General features: G+C 42.9%; 19 protein-coding genes and 1 pseudogene. 13 read left to right on the forward strand and 7 right to left on the reverse strand.

The annotated features are described in order from the left end of the window. The 11 genes from DWX61_RS07315 to DWX61_RS07365 all read left to right on the forward strand — a co-directional run bounded on the left by DWX61_RS07315 (position 1) and on the right by DWX61_RS07365 (position 7,188). On the forward strand, positions 1 to 522 hold the full coding sequence (locus DWX61_RS07315) for a hypothetical protein (protein ID WP_502696283.1): 522 nt from the start codon (positions 1 to 3) through the stop codon (positions 520 to 522). Between the two features lie 15 nt (positions 523 to 537). Beyond that, positions 538 to 789 (forward strand): DUF4313 domain-containing protein, encoded by a 252-nt coding sequence (locus tag DWX61_RS07320; protein ID WP_118624517.1) that lies wholly within the window; start codon positions 538 to 540, stop codon positions 787 to 789. Next, a complete protein-coding gene (locus tag DWX61_RS07325; RefSeq protein ID WP_243101088.1) occupies positions 782 to 979 on the forward strand; it encodes a hypothetical protein in 198 nt (65 codons plus the stop codon). The genes DWX61_RS07320 and DWX61_RS07325 overlap by 8 nt, the downstream gene beginning before the upstream one ends. A gap of 12 nt (positions 980 to 991) precedes the next feature. Further along, positions 992 to 1,216, forward strand: a complete 225-nt coding sequence (locus DWX61_RS07330; RefSeq protein WP_243101087.1) for a hypothetical protein — start codon at positions 992 to 994, stop codon at positions 1,214 to 1,216. Then, entirely contained in the window at positions 1,204 to 1,530 is a 327-nt protein-coding gene (locus tag DWX61_RS19215; RefSeq protein ID WP_243101086.1) for a hypothetical protein, read from the forward strand. The genes DWX61_RS07330 and DWX61_RS19215 overlap by 13 nt, the downstream gene beginning before the upstream one ends. 78 nt (positions 1,531 to 1,608) lie before the next feature. Next, positions 1,609 to 2,322: a lantibiotic protection ABC transporter ATP-binding protein gene (locus DWX61_RS07340; protein ID WP_118624519.1), complete on the forward strand. Its 714-nt coding sequence runs from the start codon at positions 1,609 to 1,611 to the stop codon at positions 2,320 to 2,322. Further along, complete coding sequence (locus DWX61_RS07345) at positions 2,315 to 3,046, forward strand: lantibiotic immunity ABC transporter MutE/EpiE family permease subunit (protein WP_118624521.1); 732 nt, start codon at positions 2,315 to 2,317, stop codon at positions 3,044 to 3,046. The genes DWX61_RS07340 and DWX61_RS07345 overlap by 8 nt, the downstream gene beginning before the upstream one ends. A 1-nt stretch (position 3,047) precedes the next feature. Next, positions 3,048 to 3,788 carry a lantibiotic immunity ABC transporter MutG family permease subunit gene (locus DWX61_RS07350; protein WP_118624523.1) on the forward strand — a complete coding sequence of 247 codons (741 nt, stop codon included), beginning with the start codon at positions 3,048 to 3,050 and terminating at the stop codon, positions 3,786 to 3,788. A 14-nt stretch (positions 3,789 to 3,802) separates the two neighbouring features. Continuing rightward, positions 3,803 to 4,465 (forward strand): response regulator transcription factor, encoded by a 663-nt coding sequence (locus DWX61_RS07355; protein WP_118513278.1) that lies wholly within the window; start codon positions 3,803 to 3,805, stop codon positions 4,463 to 4,465. Then, entirely contained in the window at positions 4,453 to 5,829 is a 1,377-nt protein-coding gene (locus DWX61_RS07360) for a sensor histidine kinase (RefSeq protein WP_118513277.1), read from the forward strand. The genes DWX61_RS07355 and DWX61_RS07360 overlap by 13 nt, the downstream gene beginning before the upstream one ends. Before the next feature lie 153 nt (positions 5,830 to 5,982). Next, positions 5,983 to 7,188: an IS256 family transposase gene (locus tag DWX61_RS07365; protein ID WP_502696285.1), complete on the forward strand. Its 1,206-nt coding sequence runs from the start codon at positions 5,983 to 5,985 to the stop codon at positions 7,186 to 7,188. 289 nt (positions 7,189 to 7,477) lie between these two features. Here DWX61_RS07365 and DWX61_RS07370 read toward each other — a convergent pair whose 3' ends face one another. From DWX61_RS07370 to DWX61_RS07395, 6 genes are read right to left on the reverse strand one after another with little or no spacing between them, the layout of a single operon-like run. Further along, positions 7,478 to 7,636 (reverse strand): iron dependent repressor, metal binding and dimerization domain protein, encoded by a 159-nt coding sequence (locus DWX61_RS07370; RefSeq protein ID WP_118050727.1) that lies wholly within the window; start codon positions 7,634 to 7,636, stop codon positions 7,478 to 7,480. Beyond that, complete coding sequence (locus DWX61_RS07375; RefSeq protein ID WP_118624525.1) at positions 7,596 to 9,305, reverse strand: ABC transporter ATP-binding protein; 1,710 nt, start codon at positions 9,303 to 9,305, stop codon at positions 7,596 to 7,598. The genes DWX61_RS07370 and DWX61_RS07375 overlap by 41 nt, the downstream gene beginning before the upstream one ends. Next, complete coding sequence (locus DWX61_RS07380; RefSeq protein WP_118624527.1) at positions 9,298 to 11,061, reverse strand: ABC transporter ATP-binding protein; 1,764 nt, start codon at positions 11,059 to 11,061, stop codon at positions 9,298 to 9,300. Before DWX61_RS07380 ends, DWX61_RS07375 begins: the two co-directional genes overlap by 8 nt. 3 nt (positions 11,062 to 11,064) lie before the next feature. Beyond that, positions 11,065 to 12,537, reverse strand: a complete 1,473-nt coding sequence (locus tag DWX61_RS07385) for an ABC transporter ATP-binding protein (protein ID WP_118624529.1) — start codon at positions 12,535 to 12,537, stop codon at positions 11,065 to 11,067. Beyond that, entirely contained in the window at positions 12,534 to 13,259 is a 726-nt protein-coding gene (locus DWX61_RS07390; RefSeq protein ID WP_118624531.1) for an energy-coupling factor transporter transmembrane component T, read from the reverse strand. Before DWX61_RS07390 ends, DWX61_RS07385 begins: the two co-directional genes overlap by 4 nt. Beyond that, positions 13,256 to 13,864 carry an MptD family putative ECF transporter S component gene (locus tag DWX61_RS07395; protein ID WP_118624533.1) on the reverse strand — a complete coding sequence of 203 codons (609 nt, stop codon included), beginning with the start codon at positions 13,862 to 13,864 and terminating at the stop codon, positions 13,256 to 13,258. Before DWX61_RS07395 ends, DWX61_RS07390 begins: the two co-directional genes overlap by 4 nt. Before the next feature lie 181 nt (positions 13,865 to 14,045). Here DWX61_RS07395 and DWX61_RS07400 point away from each other — a divergent pair, with 181 nt between their 5' ends. Next, entirely contained in the window at positions 14,046 to 15,017 is a 972-nt protein-coding gene (locus tag DWX61_RS07400; protein ID WP_118624535.1) for a helix-turn-helix transcriptional regulator, read from the forward strand. A 250-nt stretch (positions 15,018 to 15,267) separates the two neighbouring features. Further along, positions 15,268 to 15,585: pseudogene (locus DWX61_RS07405) on the forward strand (plasmid mobilization protein). On the opposite strand, the gene DWX61_RS19220 reads toward DWX61_RS07405, so the two are convergent. Continuing rightward, positions 15,574 to 16,254: a hypothetical protein gene (locus DWX61_RS19220; protein WP_286188061.1), complete on the reverse strand. Its 681-nt coding sequence runs from the start codon at positions 16,252 to 16,254 to the stop codon at positions 15,574 to 15,576. The pseudogene DWX61_RS07405 and the gene DWX61_RS19220 sit on opposite strands and share 12 nt — an antisense overlap. Positions 16,255 to 16,275: the final 21 nt, after the last annotated feature.

The following is a 16,275-nucleotide window of genomic DNA, read 5'->3' on the forward strand; positions in this document are numbered from 1 at the left end:
ATGAAAGCATTTTTTACTTCCATAGGCAATATGGTCGGGCTAATATCGGCAGGAACCACAACACAGCTTGCTATTGACAGTACACAGGCTGATGTAATCAAAGGACTAGGATTCGGTGAAAGCCTTGTGATGCTGATTCTTACGGCATTGCTTGCAATCATCATTATTATCTGTGGCTTTTTCATCATATACACAGTGTATTTTAGATTCCTAAAGATTCTGATTATTGTGCCACTTGGAGCGATTGCATGTTCTACGATGGCAGGAAACAGAATGGTGAGTCATACAATGTCAACTTACTGCAAGTATTTCCTGTCGTGTGTGTTTGAAGCAGTAACAATGGCTCTGGCAATCGTGGTATGTAACGCATTTATTAATGCAGGACTGCCATCATTTACAGGAAGCTATGCAGACTGGGCACAGACACTTATTTATCTGTGTGAGATGACATTCACAATAGCGATGACTGTCGGAAGCGTGAAAGGTGCACAGACACTTACAAGCAAGGCATTTGGATTATAGAAGGGAGGCTGGAACATGGAGAATGAAAACAGACAGGTGACTTACAACTCAAGTTATACAGGAGATACACTGGTGACACTGGATATCCAGCAGTATATGAATAACAAGTCAATGTATATCGGACTTATGTGCAATGAGGACGGACAGGAAGAGCCTTTTGGTGATGTGACAGTGAATTTATCTGTTGCAGCACCGAATTATTGTGGATATCTGAATGTGAATGACATGCCGGATATAGAGAAGTTTATCACAGACGTCTTTGGATGAGGACGAGCTTACTTTCAAGCAGAGTATCGCAAAGTCCAAGGAGTGTTATGTACTTCTTCGTGTGGTGCGTAAGATAGCAAAGAAAAAGGATAAATGCGAAAAGCAGGCAATTGACAATGAGTTAGCAGTCGAGCTGGACAAGGAGGAGTTAAAGCTCTTTAAAGGGTTATTTGCAGAAATGTTTAAGTAGGAGGATTAGGATATGAGTGTTGATATGAAGGTCAAGGCGATATATGACTCTGAGATAGGTAACATCACAAGAACAGATAAAAGCTGGATGGATGTATTAAAGGTCGCAGGTCAGTTATACCGCTATGAATTTGATAATATCGTTATGGTAACAGCTCAGAGATCTCCGGAGAAAAGTACTCTTATGGCAGATTATGATACCTGGAAAAAGGTGGAAAGCACTTTATGGATATCATGAATGGAAGCTATGCCCAAACACATTTCCCTTGCAAGTTATGGGATGCAGGAGAAAAGGGACTTACATTATCTGCTTTTGAATGGGAGAAGGAAAGAAAAACGCTGATATATGGGCAGGTAGACTATATGTATGGAGAAGCACTTTATAAGCTTGAAATAGCAGAAGGGAATCCTATAAGGTTATATAGTTTGGATGAAATCACGGAGATATTCGGTAAATTAGGACTTCGTATTTGTAACAGCTTTGCTGATTTTAATGGAAAGCCGAGTTCTGATAATGATATTCAATTGATGGTTTATTCCATACGGGAATAAATCTTCATCAAATCTTTATTTTTCCCTGATAGATTATATTTCAGTAAGAAATGAAATACAGAAGGAAGGATAGTAAAGATGGAAATGATGTTGCAGACACAAAATCTATGTAAATATTTTAGAAAACAGAAAGCGGTAAATAATGTTTCGCTTAATATCGAAAAGGGACAGATTTATGGACTGCTTGGACCGAATGGTGCGGGAAAATCTACCACATTGAAAATGTTGACCGGTATGATGAAACCAACTGCAGGAAAGATTTACTTTGATGGAAAACTTTTGGATAGGAAAGATTTATCAAAAATAGGAGCGTTAATTGAAAATCCGCCTATTTATGAAAATCTTTCCGCCAGAGAGAATTTGAAGGTAAGACAATTATTGCTTGATACAGATGAAAACAGAATTGATGAGGTCTTGCAGATTGTATCACTTACAAACACCGGAAAGAAGAAAGCAGGACAGTTTTCTTTGGGGATGAAGCAAAGACTAGGCATTGCAATGGCATTGCTTGGAGAACCGGAACTTTTGATATTGGATGAACCTACGAATGGATTAGATCCAATAGGCATCGAGGAATTACGAGAGCTGATCCGGTCTTTTCCGGAACAGGGAATCACTGTAATTCTCTCCAGTCATATTCTCTCAGAGGTACAGTTACTTGCAGATAAAGTCGGGATTATTTCAGGTGGAATCTTAGGATACGAAGGAGCATTAAAGCAGGGAGATAATCTTGAAGATTTGTTTATGAATGTGGTAAGAAAAAACCAGAAAGCAGGTGAAATCCATGGTTAATATTATAAAAGCAGAACATCAAAAAGCCAAAAGAACCATGCGAAAAAAGTTTATCTGGGGATTTCCTCTTCTTACATTTGTCATGGCATTTATATTTACTCTTGGGATGACAAATGCTTATGCAGAAAGTGTTTGGAACTGGTGGTATACACTTTTGCTGCCGGGGATGATTGCTCTATTTTGTTATCTTTCTGTGGCGCAGGAGAAAAAGATAAAATACTATCATTTAATGACTATTCCCACAGACAGAAGAAAATTGTTGCTGGGGAAAATTATTTATATTGGGTACATGATTTTGTTTTCTAATGTGATTGTGTTTGCAGGAGCAACGCTTGGAGGCTTTCTTCTAACGACATATGTTCCAGTTGGAGGAGCGTTGATTGCAGTATTGTTTCTGACGGTTTCTGAGTTATGGGAGATTCCGGTAGCTTTATTTTTAAGTGAACGATTTGGAATGATTGTAAACCTGTTCGTCTGCCTGTTTATTACCGTTAGCGGTGTGGTAATATCACAAACCAGAATCTGGTATGTACTTGTTTCTGCAATCCCTATGCGAATGATGTGCCCGTTGCTTCATGTTTTACCAAATGGACTTGCCGCAGAAGCAGGGAATCCTCTTTTGGATACGGGAGTCATTGTTCCGGGAATGTGTCTCTCAATCATCTGGTTTGTTTTTGTAACGGTTCTGTTTTTGAAATGGTTTGAGAGAAGAGAGGTGAAATAAGATGATTGGAAGATCTCTTAATGCAGACTTGCGAAAGATGAAAGGAACATCTGTGATTCTGGCACACTTACTGATTCCGATTATAACCAGCGTTATATTTTTAATATATTACTTTTTTTCACCATGGAATGAAAATATGAAAGTGATTGCATTTTATCAGGCAATAGGAGCAGGACTTCCGGTACTTATTGGAATTTTTACAGCAAGTGTGATGGAACAGGAACAAAATGCAGGTGATTTTCAAAATCTGTTGTCTTTACCGGATAAACCTGCAGCATTTTTATCGAAAATGTTGATGCTACTGGTTTTGTGTCTGTGCTCTATCCTATTGACAGCAATCATATTCGGAATTGGATTTGGAAGAATCGCATCAAGCGATATCGAAATCATGAAAGGATGTATATTTGCAGCATTGCTGCTGTGGGGAAGCAGTGTTCCACTTTATCTGTGGCAGCTGATTCTGGCTTTTCAGTTTGGAAAAGGGGTATCCATTGGAGCAGGGATTATATCAGGACTAATTAGTGCATTGATGCTTACCGGACTTGGAGATTATGTGTGGAAATATGTATTTGTCTGCTGGACGGGTAGAGTACCATATACTTATCTGCAATCTGTATTGGAAGAAACTAGTGTAGGTGAATGGTTGTCATTCATACCAGGTTGTTTAATATTTACAGGGATTAGTATGGTATACTATTTTTGGTGGGTAAACCACTGGGAAGGAAACAGAATATCGGAATAGAATCGAGGGAAACTATGGCAAAAATACTGGCAGTTGATGATGAACCGGCAATTCTGGAAATGATAGAAAGCATTTTGAATAAGGATGGACATCTGGTTACCAAAGTAAGTAATCCACTGAAACTTAATATGGAAGAATTACATCGTTATGACCTGATTTTACTTGACATTATGATGCCTGGAATTGATGGCTTCGAGTTATGCAAAAAAATCAGGACACTTGTGGATTGTCCGATTTTGTTTCTTACGGCAAAAACAGAGGAAAACAGTCTGGTGAATGGGCTTTCGTTGGGAGCAGATGATTATATTTCAAAGCCATTTGGAGTGATGGAACTTCGGGCAAGGATCAATGCACATCTTAGAAGAGAGCACAGGGAACATTCTGTCCGGATGGTTTTGGGGAGAGTCTGCATTCAAATATCTCAAAAGAAACTGTTGATGGATGATAAAGAACTTCCGTTTACGAAAACAGAGTACGAAATCTGTGAATTTCTGGCTAAAAACAGAGGACAGGTTTTCTCGAAGGAACAGATATTGGAAGCGGTCTTTGGCTTTGACAATGAGAGTAATGACAGTACTATAATCACGCATATCAAAAATATAAGAGCAAAATTTGCGGATTATGATTATATACCGATAAAAACAGTCTGGGGGATTGGATATAAATGGGAAGAGTAAAGAGAAGCAATGCACTCAGCAGGATTTTTATGAGATATGTACTGGTCATGCTTGGATCATTAGTTGGTTTGGTGATTGTTGCTTATCTGCTGCTGTACCTTTTGATTAGTGTGGGCTGTATTTATCCGGCAAATTATGCAGAGCAAAAGATTAATGAAGCATATGATACGATTTTGCATGCAGATAAAGTGACTGCTGAGATGATTCCTGCACTTTGTAATTATGTCATTTTTTCAGAGAAGGGAGAGGAAATAGGTGGAAATCTTCCAGAACAATACGAACAGATAGCATGGAATGTTGCAAAGTACGGAAACGCATCCGGGAAATATTTTTATAAAGTAATTGTAAGGGAAAATGAATATGTTGTATTGCAATATCGCCTGACACCTCAATATCATTCAGCTTTTTTGAGGGAGCATTTTATAGGACCACAGAATGTGATGAGTATTATGGCTGTGATTGGAGCGGTAGCGATTATCATCATTCCGTCCATACGTTTTGGAAAAAGAATCAAAAAGCAGATGCAGCCTGTGTTAGATGCCATCGATCAAATAAAGAATCAGAACCTGGATTATGAGACATCTGGTTCCGGTATCAAAGAGTTTGATGATTGTTTATCGGCAATCGATGATATGCGAGATGCATTGCGGGAATCCTTAGAAAAGCAATGGAAAACAGAGCAGGAAAAGAACCAGCAGATGTCTGCTTTGGCGCATGATATTAAAACACCTCTTACGATTGTAAGGGGAAATGCAGAACTACTTTCAGAGACTGAACTGACCACGGAACAGAAAAATAATATTACCTATGTTTTAAACGGTACAACACAGATACAAAGTTATGTCCAGCAGTTGATAGATGTCACAAAATCATGGAATTGCAGTGATGTTACCTATACAACGGTGATGTTAGAAGATTTTTTTACAGATATAAAGGAGCAGGCACTTGGGCTGGCAGAAATCTATCACCAGAAAATAGATTGGAAGGCAAAGCAAAGTGATAAAAAGGTAATGATTGTCTATGATCCAATGTTTCGGGCAGTAATGAATGTGATCCAGAATGCAGTGGAGCATACAAAAGAAAATGGAATCATTTATATTGGTGCAAAGGAGCATGATGGTCGGCTGACATTCATTGTGGAGGATAGTGGATCAGGATTTACAAAAGAAGCATTATTGCATGGCACAGAGCAGTTTTTTATGGATGACACAAGTAGAAATGGAGAAGCCCATTATGGGATTGGGCTATTTTTTGCAAAAACTGTGGCTGAAAAATATGGCGGAGGGATTAAACTTTCAAGTTCTGAAAATACAGGTGGGGCGAGGGTAGAAATATTTTTCCTGAGTAGTCAAGAAACAAGCTAAATAGACCGCAATTAAGCTATGTAAAAGAAATTTTGAGAGTATGAAACTTTTTCTGTAAAATAGTGTTTAAAAGGTTCTTCTATGATAAAATAAATATCATTAGGAGGGCCTTTTATTATGGCAAGACAAACGAAACCTGTACATCGAGTACAAATGACAGAAGGAAAAAGAAACATTATCCACCAGCTTCTTGAAGAGTATGATATTCAGTCCGCAGAAGATATCCAGGACGCCCTGAAAGATCTTTTAGGCGGCACCATTAAGGAGATGATGGAAGCGGAAATGGATGATCATCTCGGCTATGAAAAATCAGAACGTTCTGATAATGATGACTATAGAAATGGCTATAAACGCAAACAGGTCAATAGCCGTTATGGTTCTATGGAAATCGAAGCGCCGCAGGATCGTAAATCAACTTTTGAGCCACAGGTAGTGAAAAAGCGCCAGAAAGACATTTCTGATATCGATCAAAAGATCATCTCTATGTATGCAAAAGGTATGACTACACGACAGATCTCAGAAACTATCGAAGATATTTATGGATTTGAAACATCTGAAAGTTTCATTTCTGATGTTACAGACAAGATCCTCCCACAGATTGAGGACTGGCAGAACCGGCCATTAGATGAGGTATATCCGATCCTGTATATTGATGCGATCCATTATTCTGTGCGGGATAATGGAGTGATCCGTAAGCTTGCAGCTTACGTCATTCTGGGTATCAACACCGAAGGAAAGAAAGAAGTCCTGACTATTAATGTTGGAGATAATGAAAGTGCCAAATACTGGCTTTCTGTTATGAATGAGCTAAAGAACCGCGGTGTAAAAGATGTATTGATCATCTGCGCTGATGGTCTGACAGGAATCAAAGAAGCTATTGCTGCCGCCTTTCCCAAAACAGAGTATCAGCGTTGTATCGTGCACCAGGTAAGGAACACTTTGAAATATGTCCCTGATAAGGAACGAAAAGCTTTCGCAACAGACCTGAAGACCATCTATCAGGCTGCAGATGAAAAGAAAGCACTGTCTGCTCTGGATCGGGTAACAGAAAAATGGACTCCCAAATATCCGAATTCCATGAAACGCTGGAAAGATAACTGGGATGCGATCTCCCCGATCTTCAAATTTTCAGCCACCGTCAGAAAGGTCATTTATACGACCAATGCGATCGAATCGCTGAATTCAACCTACCGTAAGCTGAACCGCCAGAGAAGCGTATTTCCAAGTGACACCGCGCTTCTGAAAGCCCTGTATCTGGCCACATTTGAGGCAACAAAAAAATGGACGACAACCATCCGGAATTGGGCACAAGTTTACGGGGAACTGAGTATTATGTACGAGGGACGATTACCAGAATAATCCGTTTTGAGACATGTTAAGACGGGCGGAATATCCGCCTGCTCTTGACATGCAGATTTGCAACTGTTATATATAAAACAAGGGCAAAAAGCTCTATGAAAGAACTTTTCACCCTTTATTATCATAGAAGAATCTTATTTACAGACTTTTTCTCACAGTCTCCTCAAAACCGCCGGTAAGCATGGTATTCCCAAAGTGGGCACACGAAATTATCTGCCCAGACCAACGGTTTTTTTCTTTCCCCGTTCGGGGGCAGATAATTCATTATGCAGTGCAGGGCCGACGTGCGCTATTCGGTTCCCTGTACTTTTTTCTTCAACTTCTGAAAAGCTGTATCACTGATTGCATGTTCTATCCGGCAAGCATCCTGCTTCGCCGTTTCCCAATCATTACCAGTAATCACAAGTTCATGCGGAAATTTTTTGCTCTGCATTCCACATGGCAGCATATTTCCCGCCTTTCGTCAAAAGCTCGTCATGTGTGCCAGATTCTGCAATTCTGCCGTCCGCCACAACAAGTATCTGATCTGCATTTTTCACGATGGACAATGTGTGAGCAATCATAACTACGGTCTTTTTCTCTTTCAGAAGATTAGCGATTGCCTGCTTTACAGCCAGCTCATTTTCAATATCAAGAGACGCCGTTGCTTCATCCAGCAGCAGGATAGGACTGTTTTTCAGGATAGCGCGGGCAATCGAAATTCTCTGTCGCTCACCACCTGAAAGCAGATTGCCATTTTCGCCGGTTGGCGTGTCATACCCTTTTTCCATCTTACGAATAAATCCGTCGCAGTTCGCCTCCCGGCAAGCCACCTCTATTTCAGCGTCCGTAGCGTCAGGACGGGCATGACGGATATTTTCACGGATGGTATCATCAAACAGAAATACATTCTGATCCACCATAGAGATTTGTTCCAGTACCCGCTCTGCTGCCACATGATCTATCGGCTTACCGCCAATGGAAATTGTACCACCGCCAGCTTCATAGTATTTTGCAATCAAATTCAAGATTGTAGACTTTCCGCTTCCAGAATCCCCGACAATGGCGGTCAACTTCTGATCGGGAACCGTAAAGGAAGCGTGTTTCAAAACAGGCTCTCTGGGGACATAGGAGAAATCCACATCTTCAAACCGAATCTCATGTGTAGCTGTTTGGAATGTCTCCATACTGCCTGTTTCTTCCGGCTCGTCCATAACACCCAGGATTTTGTTTTTGGAAATCATCAGGTTTTTATAGCTGGTGAGGTCTACAAAAATAGAGTTTGCCAGCTTTGCACAGAACAAAGGCAGCATACAGATCAAAAGATAGTCTACCGTGTTCAGTGTCCCTGTGGCCCAGGGCGCATACGCTGTCCAAATAACCAGTGGGCAGGACAGCCAGCTTAAAATGCCAAATCCAGCACCGATAGGCAGTACCTTTGCTTCGTACACAAAGCTGATCCGGCAGAACTCCCGCATGGCATTGATAACGGTTTTATTCTTCAAACCACCTACGCCATAGGTCCGGAAAGTTTGAATACCAGACACATACTCCACAATGCTGCTGATATTCTCCGCACAAATATCATTCTTTTCTTTACCATACTTCCGAACCATACGGAAAGAAAGCCACAGTCCAGGGATCAAAAGCAGGTCGGCAATCAGCAGGATAATTCCGGCAGGCACATAAATGGTCATCACAAAAATAATCAGCATGAGCGACAGTGCAAAACTCTTTGCCAGATCACCGATCTTATGGGTCAGGATTTTTTCATAGTTGTTTACATCGCTTGTGATGGTATTGATATAATCGCCGGTCTGTCCCTGGGTAAACCGGGATAGCGGGATACGCTTTAAATGGTCGCCCATAAAAAGTCTGATGTTTTTGCTGACCTCTGCGCCGCCAATCTGCGCTTTGGTATAACCATAGCTGTAAATCAGAATACGAAGCAGGAAAATGACCGCAATTACACCAGTCAATATCAATGCCCGGTTCATGTCAAATTGCCATGACCACAGAAATTGCATGACAGAGTAAAGAAGCATGAACAAGCTGCCGGAGAGAAGCCCTTCCAGAACAGTCCCGCCAACGCCAATATAAAAATTACGGTTCTTTTTCAATACATCATGCTTACTCATGCTGCTCGCCTCCCTCCAACTGATAAGTAATATTCCGAGCTGTTTCGTAGTCCTCCCACGCCTTCCGATAGTAAGCATTGTTCTTTCGGACTTCCTCATGGGTTCCGACACAGGTAATTGTGTGATTTTCAACCACTGCTACACGCTCGCACATCTTCAACGCGCTCAAACGATGGGCTACCACAATGACGATCTTTCCCTTGCAGAGATTTTGAATGGCTTTGTCAATCTCCATCTGATTTTCCGGGTCAGAGGCGCTTGTGGCTTCGTCTAAAATCAAAATGGGGGCGTTCTTCAGGATAGCGCGGGCAATGGCAATCCGCTGTTTTTCACCGCCGGAGAAGCGAGAGCCAAAGCTGCCCACTTTCGTGTCATATCCATCTGGCAAGGACATGATAAAATCGTCAATCTGCGCCTCTTTTGCAGCAGCCCGCACTTCTTCCAGAGTGGCGTTGCTGCCCATTCGGATATTTTCTAAAACGCTGTTACGGGTCAGGAATGTCTTTTGAAATACGATGGCTACATTTTTCAGAATGGTATCGTAGTCAAGCTCCTTGACATTTTTTCCGCCAATCAGCACTTCGCCCTCCTGCACATCATAGAAGCGGGAGATCAGTTCAATCACAGTGCTTTTACCGGCACCAGACTGTCCCACAAGAGCCACGCGTTCCCCGTCATTGATTTTGAGGTTGACACCTTGCAGTACATCGGTCTTGCCGTCATAGGAAAATCGAACATTGCGAAGTTCAATATCGCGATTTTGGGGAAAGTCCGTTCCACCCTCATAAATCGGAATATCCAGGATTTCTTTGGTCTTGGTAATAGCGTTCAGTACATTGGCAAAATTAGTCCCCAGTTCTTGCAGGGGGCGGATTTCCGTCAGATACATGGAACCTACATAGACGAACAGCAAAAATGCGCTGGCCGCCAGTGAGCCTTTGAGGAAAAACATTCCGCCGATTGGAACCATCAGCAACATCCCACATTCGATGATAACAACAAAGGCCGCATAAGGTGGCCCCATGCGCCGGGAAGTTTCATTCCACATGGCGTTTTCTTCCTGGATAGCGTCTGAAAACTTTTGAAACGATTTGCTCCCCATGTTATAGGCTTTAATCAATTTCATACCGCTGATGTACTCAATCATAACCGAGTTCAGTGTGGTAATGGAGCGATTAGCCCGTTCCATCAGGTCATCCGTGTTGCGGAACATCATCCCCATTACAACAACAGCAAGGATCAGCGGAACCAGGGAAATCAATGCCAGAGGAATATTGACGGTCATCAGGTAAATAAAGATGACTACCGGCCCAACCAGATAGCACACAAGGTCAGGAAGGTTATGGGCCAGGAACAACTCCAGCTTTTCAATATCTTCATTCAGAACCGTTTTAATATCCCCGGTGCGCCGTTCATTCAAGGCCCCCAAAGGCGCTCTGGCTATGTGTTCAACAACCATGCAGCGCACTTTGAACAGTGCGCCGTATGCGCCTTTATGGGCTGCCACGCCGGAACAGCCGAATAATGCAAAACGCAGGGTGACAGCGGCGGCAATCATTGCCACAGTCTGTACCACAAGTTCTTTTGTGCAGGCATTGTTAAATGTGGCATCCATCAGCCTGTAAATCCCAATGTAAGGGACGATAATGCAGAGACCACTGACCGCCGATAGAAAAATCGCCAGAAACAGCCAAATTTTCTGCTCACCGGCCCAGTGGAGCAGCAAAGCCACTCTGTTTTCCTTTTTCTGCTTCATAGACTACCTCTCCTTTCCATCTGAAACAGAGAACAGCTCTCTCAATTTCGGGAGGGCATCCATTGTAACTTGTACATCATCGGGCATTTCGCCCTCGTCAAAATGCAGGACACGGGAGCAGGTACGGCAGACAAACTCAAAATCATGGGTAACAATGAAAATAACCTTTCCCATATTGGACAACCTGCGGATCAGTCCTGCCACCTGTGTCATACTGTCAAAGTCAAGGCCGCTGGTCGGTTCATCGAATACCAGCAGGTCTTTCCCACAAATCATACTGACGGCTACCGCCACCCGTTGTTTTTGACCGCCGGAAAGTGTGTTTGGATGGCGTTCCCGGTATGGGGCAAGCCCCAGTTCCTCCAAAGTCGCATTTATCAGCGTTTGATCTGGATTGCGGATACCAAAGGAACACTCTGCTTCCACACTGTCAGCAAAAAGTTCATAATTTACATCCTGCATAACCATATAGGAACGTTTCAGCCTTGCCTTACGATCCATCGGCTTACCTTCCCACAGGAATTGTCCCTCGCAGTCTTTGTGAAGCCCGCAGATGGCACGGGAAAATGTAGTCTTTCCGGCTCCGTTGTGACCGACCACTCCGATCACTTCACCCTTTGTAGCAGAAATATTGATATTATGTAAAATCGACCGTTCCTTATAATGCAGCGCCACATCACATAGCTTCAGCATTTCCTTTCCAGATGCAGGCTGACATGTCAATGGAAGAACCTCCTGCAAATCCACTGCCCGAAATCCCATTCGTTCTCGCATATCCTGAGGCAACCGCCGCAATTCCTCCGGCGTGAAAATATTTGTAATCCTGCCGTTATCCAGATACACAATGCGGTCTGCAATATCCATCAGGTAATATAGACGGTGTTCGGCAATCAGAACGGTTTTGCCCTGCGCCTTTATCAGTCGCAGATGTCCCGCTAATTCCTGGATCGAAGTCATGTCCAGATTAGAGGAAGGTTCATCAAGCAGATAGATTTCCGGGTTCATTGCATAGACTGACGCAAATGCAATTTTTTGCTTTTCCCCTCCAGACAACTCAAAAATATTGCGGTTCCGCAGATTTTGAATATTCAGATCATCCGTTGTCTGATCTACACGCTCTGCCAGCTCTTTCGGAGGCAGTGCCTCATTTTCGATTCCAAAAGAAATCTCGCTGTCAGTATCCACGTTAAAAAACTGCGTCCGGGGATTCTGAAAAACCGAACCGACCTTTGACGCGATCTGATACATAGGTAGATTGCTGATTTTCTGCCCGTCTACCAATATGCGGCCTTGTAACTCACCCTGATAAAACTGCGGAATCAGACCATTTACCAGCCTTGTAATTGTCGTTTTCCCACATCCGCTGCGTCCGCAGAACAGGACACATTCGCCGTCTGAGATTTTCAGATTGATTTCATGCAGGCCATTATGTTCCTGTCCCTGATATGAAAAAGACACATTTTCAAATTCAATCAACCAATCACACCTCCCTGCAAACACAATTCGAGTGCAAAAAAGGCAACAGCAACGCTCATTCCGATCCAGTCCGCAGCCCCACATTTTATCTGAACAAGGCAAGTGCGGGGACTGGGGTTCTCAATGCCACGAGTAATAGAAGCGATGGAAAGTTCGTTTGCCGCTTTTGAAGCTGCCATCATCAGCGGTACATAAATACACTCGATTGTCATTCCCGGATTTTTAAGAAACCCGGCTGGCGTTGGGGAAACATCCCGCATACGCATAGCGTCTTTGATAAAGCGCCAATCCTCCTGAATAGTTGGAATGTAGCGCAGCATGACCGCCAGCGGGATAACCAGCTTTTTGGGTGCATGAATCCGGTTCATTGCTGATAAAAATTCGCTGACTTTCGTTGTTGACAAGACAATTCCGGCCAACATACCACAGGCATAAACCTTATGGAACAGACCGAGAAACGCCACAAACATTGTCCGCAACGTGCCAGTCATCTCTGTCATGATCCACACCGTCAAAACACAGATAACAGCATAGAAGCACACTGCGTTTACAGCATACTTCCACTTTCCGAACAATACTCCTAATAATGCAATCAGAAGTACAAGTATAAATTGATATCCGAGTGACGGAGCAACCATGGACGCCAGTACACACATCAGAATAAGAAAGAGTTTGGCCCGTGGATCGAGCCAGAACCCTTTCTTACGGTTTTCACCCATCATGCTGTAATACCTGCTTTTTCAAACTGCTTTATTAACATCCGGCTTCCTACTATGGCACTGATTGTGGCCGCCACAAGCACAGCTGCGAACATTGCAATCAGAATCCCGGTATTTGCCGTTGCCTGCATGGTATCAATGTAGCCCTGTTCCGTCCCGTTTCCTAACATTGTTTGCGCCCATCCATCCGGGTCTGCAAAGAACACGAGATACGAGCCTGTTCCACCGAGGGAGAACAGGATGTAGGAAATGATATTGAATTTTTTGCTTTTGTACTGTCCTGCACCAGCGACAAAATCAGCGATGATACCCATAAGCATATACCCAAGAGCAAAAGCCCAATGCATACCCGTCACAAACCAAACAATGCCAATCAGAACCCCCATGATCGTCAGGCTCCAGCGTTTTTGCACTTTAGCGGCCATCAATAAGTAGATTGGCCCGCAGAGCAGGGCGCTGCCTGCCGGCATATAGAACGTAAGTACCGGGTTTGTTGCAAAGAAAACACCGCCCACCATCGTGAAAACGAACAGCAGCGCCGTAAAGATTCCTGTCGTTACCAAGTTCTTGACGGACAATCCTTTTCTCACAGTTTCTTGATTGCTCATAAAATTTTCCTCCTTGTTTCAGGAGCGATTGACCTTTCGCCCCGAATCTGTTATAGTATGATTAGTTACTGCTAACTACGCTCCTATAATACTCACAGGACGAAGATTATGCAATAATTCAGGGAGATGTTCGTCCTTTCATTGCAAAGGTTCGTCCAATCGTTTCAAAGGAGGCCGTTATTTGGACAATAGCATTATTGCGGACTACTATGAACCGCTTTTAACAGATAATCATTTTATTCCAGCAGATGACAACAACAGCTTTAATTCTGCTGGACAATGTTGGAGGCTTTCTCATGAGTTTGGAGAAGGCTTCTATTGGGTCTATGCAAAAAAAGACCTGTATGATATTAAGATTCACGACTTCTATTTCCACGATGATTTTTTCATGGAATTTAATTTGCCGGAATGTTTGAGTATCACTCAATACGAATCAATCTCCGGCGAAGAACTGAATCCATATCGGCGTCTTTCTGCCGGATGTATCAAGACTTTTATCGGAGGTGACAAGCCCTATAAGGCATTGATCCACAAGAAGATTCCCATTTATTCCATCGGTATTGAGGTCATGCCTGCATATTATGAGGGCTATCTGAAAAAGCAGTATCCGAGTGATTATATAAATCCTCTTGCTGCATTCAAGAAGGTGGATCAGACAACGGATTTTCCAGCCATGGCAAAGTTGCTCCATGAAGTAAAACTCTATCGAGGAGATGGTATTGCTGCAGGTTTATTTTATGAAGCTAAGGTTGCCGAGGCGGTTTCTCTTGTGGTGGAAGAACAGAAAAAGCTTCTCACTCGCAAGGAAAAACAGCTAACTGATCAGGATATAGCACAACTGGAAAATGTGATTGCTTATTTGAACGACCATTATGCTTTTGACGTTCCGCTGGAACGACTTGCCAAGATTGCATGCATGGGAACAACCAAGTTGAAATCATCTTTCAAGCAATTACAAGGCTGCACGATCACGGAATATGTTCAACAGCGTCGCATGAGCCAAGCTGAACACTTGTTGATAGATACGGATTTTACGATGGGACAAATTGCGGAAATGATTGGATATTCTACATCCAGCCGGTTTGCGGAGCTGTTCCGTAAAAGCACAGGAATTTTGCCGATAGATTATCGGAAGATGGCACATAAGCAATAACATCATGAACGCTAGGGATTTTTTCTCTGGCGTTTTCTTTGTCAATTTATACGATATATCTTTTCCGAACAGCCAAAATCTCCGTTCCAAATTGTAGTATTAACAGAGGGAAAAACAAAGATAGGGTTTCGATAGCAAGCACAGCAAGCGAGTACCCGCTTGCGATTTTTCGGATTTTCAGGTCCCTTGCCCGAAAATGAAAAATGCTTGCTGGGATATCCCAGACCCTTATGAGAAACGGAGGCGGAGCATGGCAAACCGGAAGCGGAGCGTTCAAATGAAATTTTATATCACGGAGGAAGAAAAACGGCTCATTGACGAGAAGATGGCACAGCTCCCCACAAGGTGCTATGGTGCCTACCTCTGCAAGATGGCGATTGACGGATATATCATTTACACCGATACGGCGGATATCAAAGCGTTCACCGCGGAGCTTTCCGCCATCTGACGGAATATCAATCAGATCGCCAAGCGGATCAATGCAGAGGGCTCCCCCTATCAGGCGGATATGGAGGAAATCCGGGAAGAGGCACCGTTAAGTAGGTACCTCTTCTTTTTAAAGAGCTAGCTCTTTTCCTGATACGGGAACTTGCATCTCTGGAGCATTAAGCAGTGATGTGAAGTTCTGCCGAATGATATCAAGTGTCTTTTGCTTTTTCTGTAATTCCTGTTTTTCCCGGACGGTAGCAGCCTGTTCAGATTCAAGATTTTCAATTTGCTTCTGGATTTTGTCAGAGCTTGGGATTTTGGTAACGCCGAGATCCTGAAGCTCTTTTCTTAGTGAATCGTGGAGCTGGTATTCTGCCTGATGCTTGGTACGGTAATCTTTTGGATTTTTAGCAGATTTGCAATCCTCAATCACTTTTCGACAAAGCCGGTAAGAATCGCAGTGTTTCTGAATGATTTTCTGCGTGCTCAGCTCACTGTTGATTTGTGCTATTCTTTGGTCGGCAACTTTCACAGAAGCTTCAATGTCAGATACATGCTGCCTGAAATCGTCATAATTCGGCAAGTTATTTTCGGAAAGATAGTTGAAGGTGCGGGCTGCCTCTTTTAGATTATTGAGCTTTGCCCATCGTTCAAATCCCTCTCGATTTCCAGTTGTGACATAAGTGGAGATATTGATATACAAGCGAGCTTCTCTGGACAGATGTCTTGGAGTTTTTACTTTGCTACGATTTTTAGCTAGACGGATGCGAACATTTTCTTCGGAATAATAGCTTCCGAGAGATTTCATATAAGTGAAGTTCTGCTGTTC

The sequence above is a fragment of the Ruminococcus sp. AF20-12LB genome (assembly GCF_003478985.1).
Classification (GTDB): Bacteria; Bacillota; Clostridia; order Lachnospirales; family Lachnospiraceae; genus Blautia_A.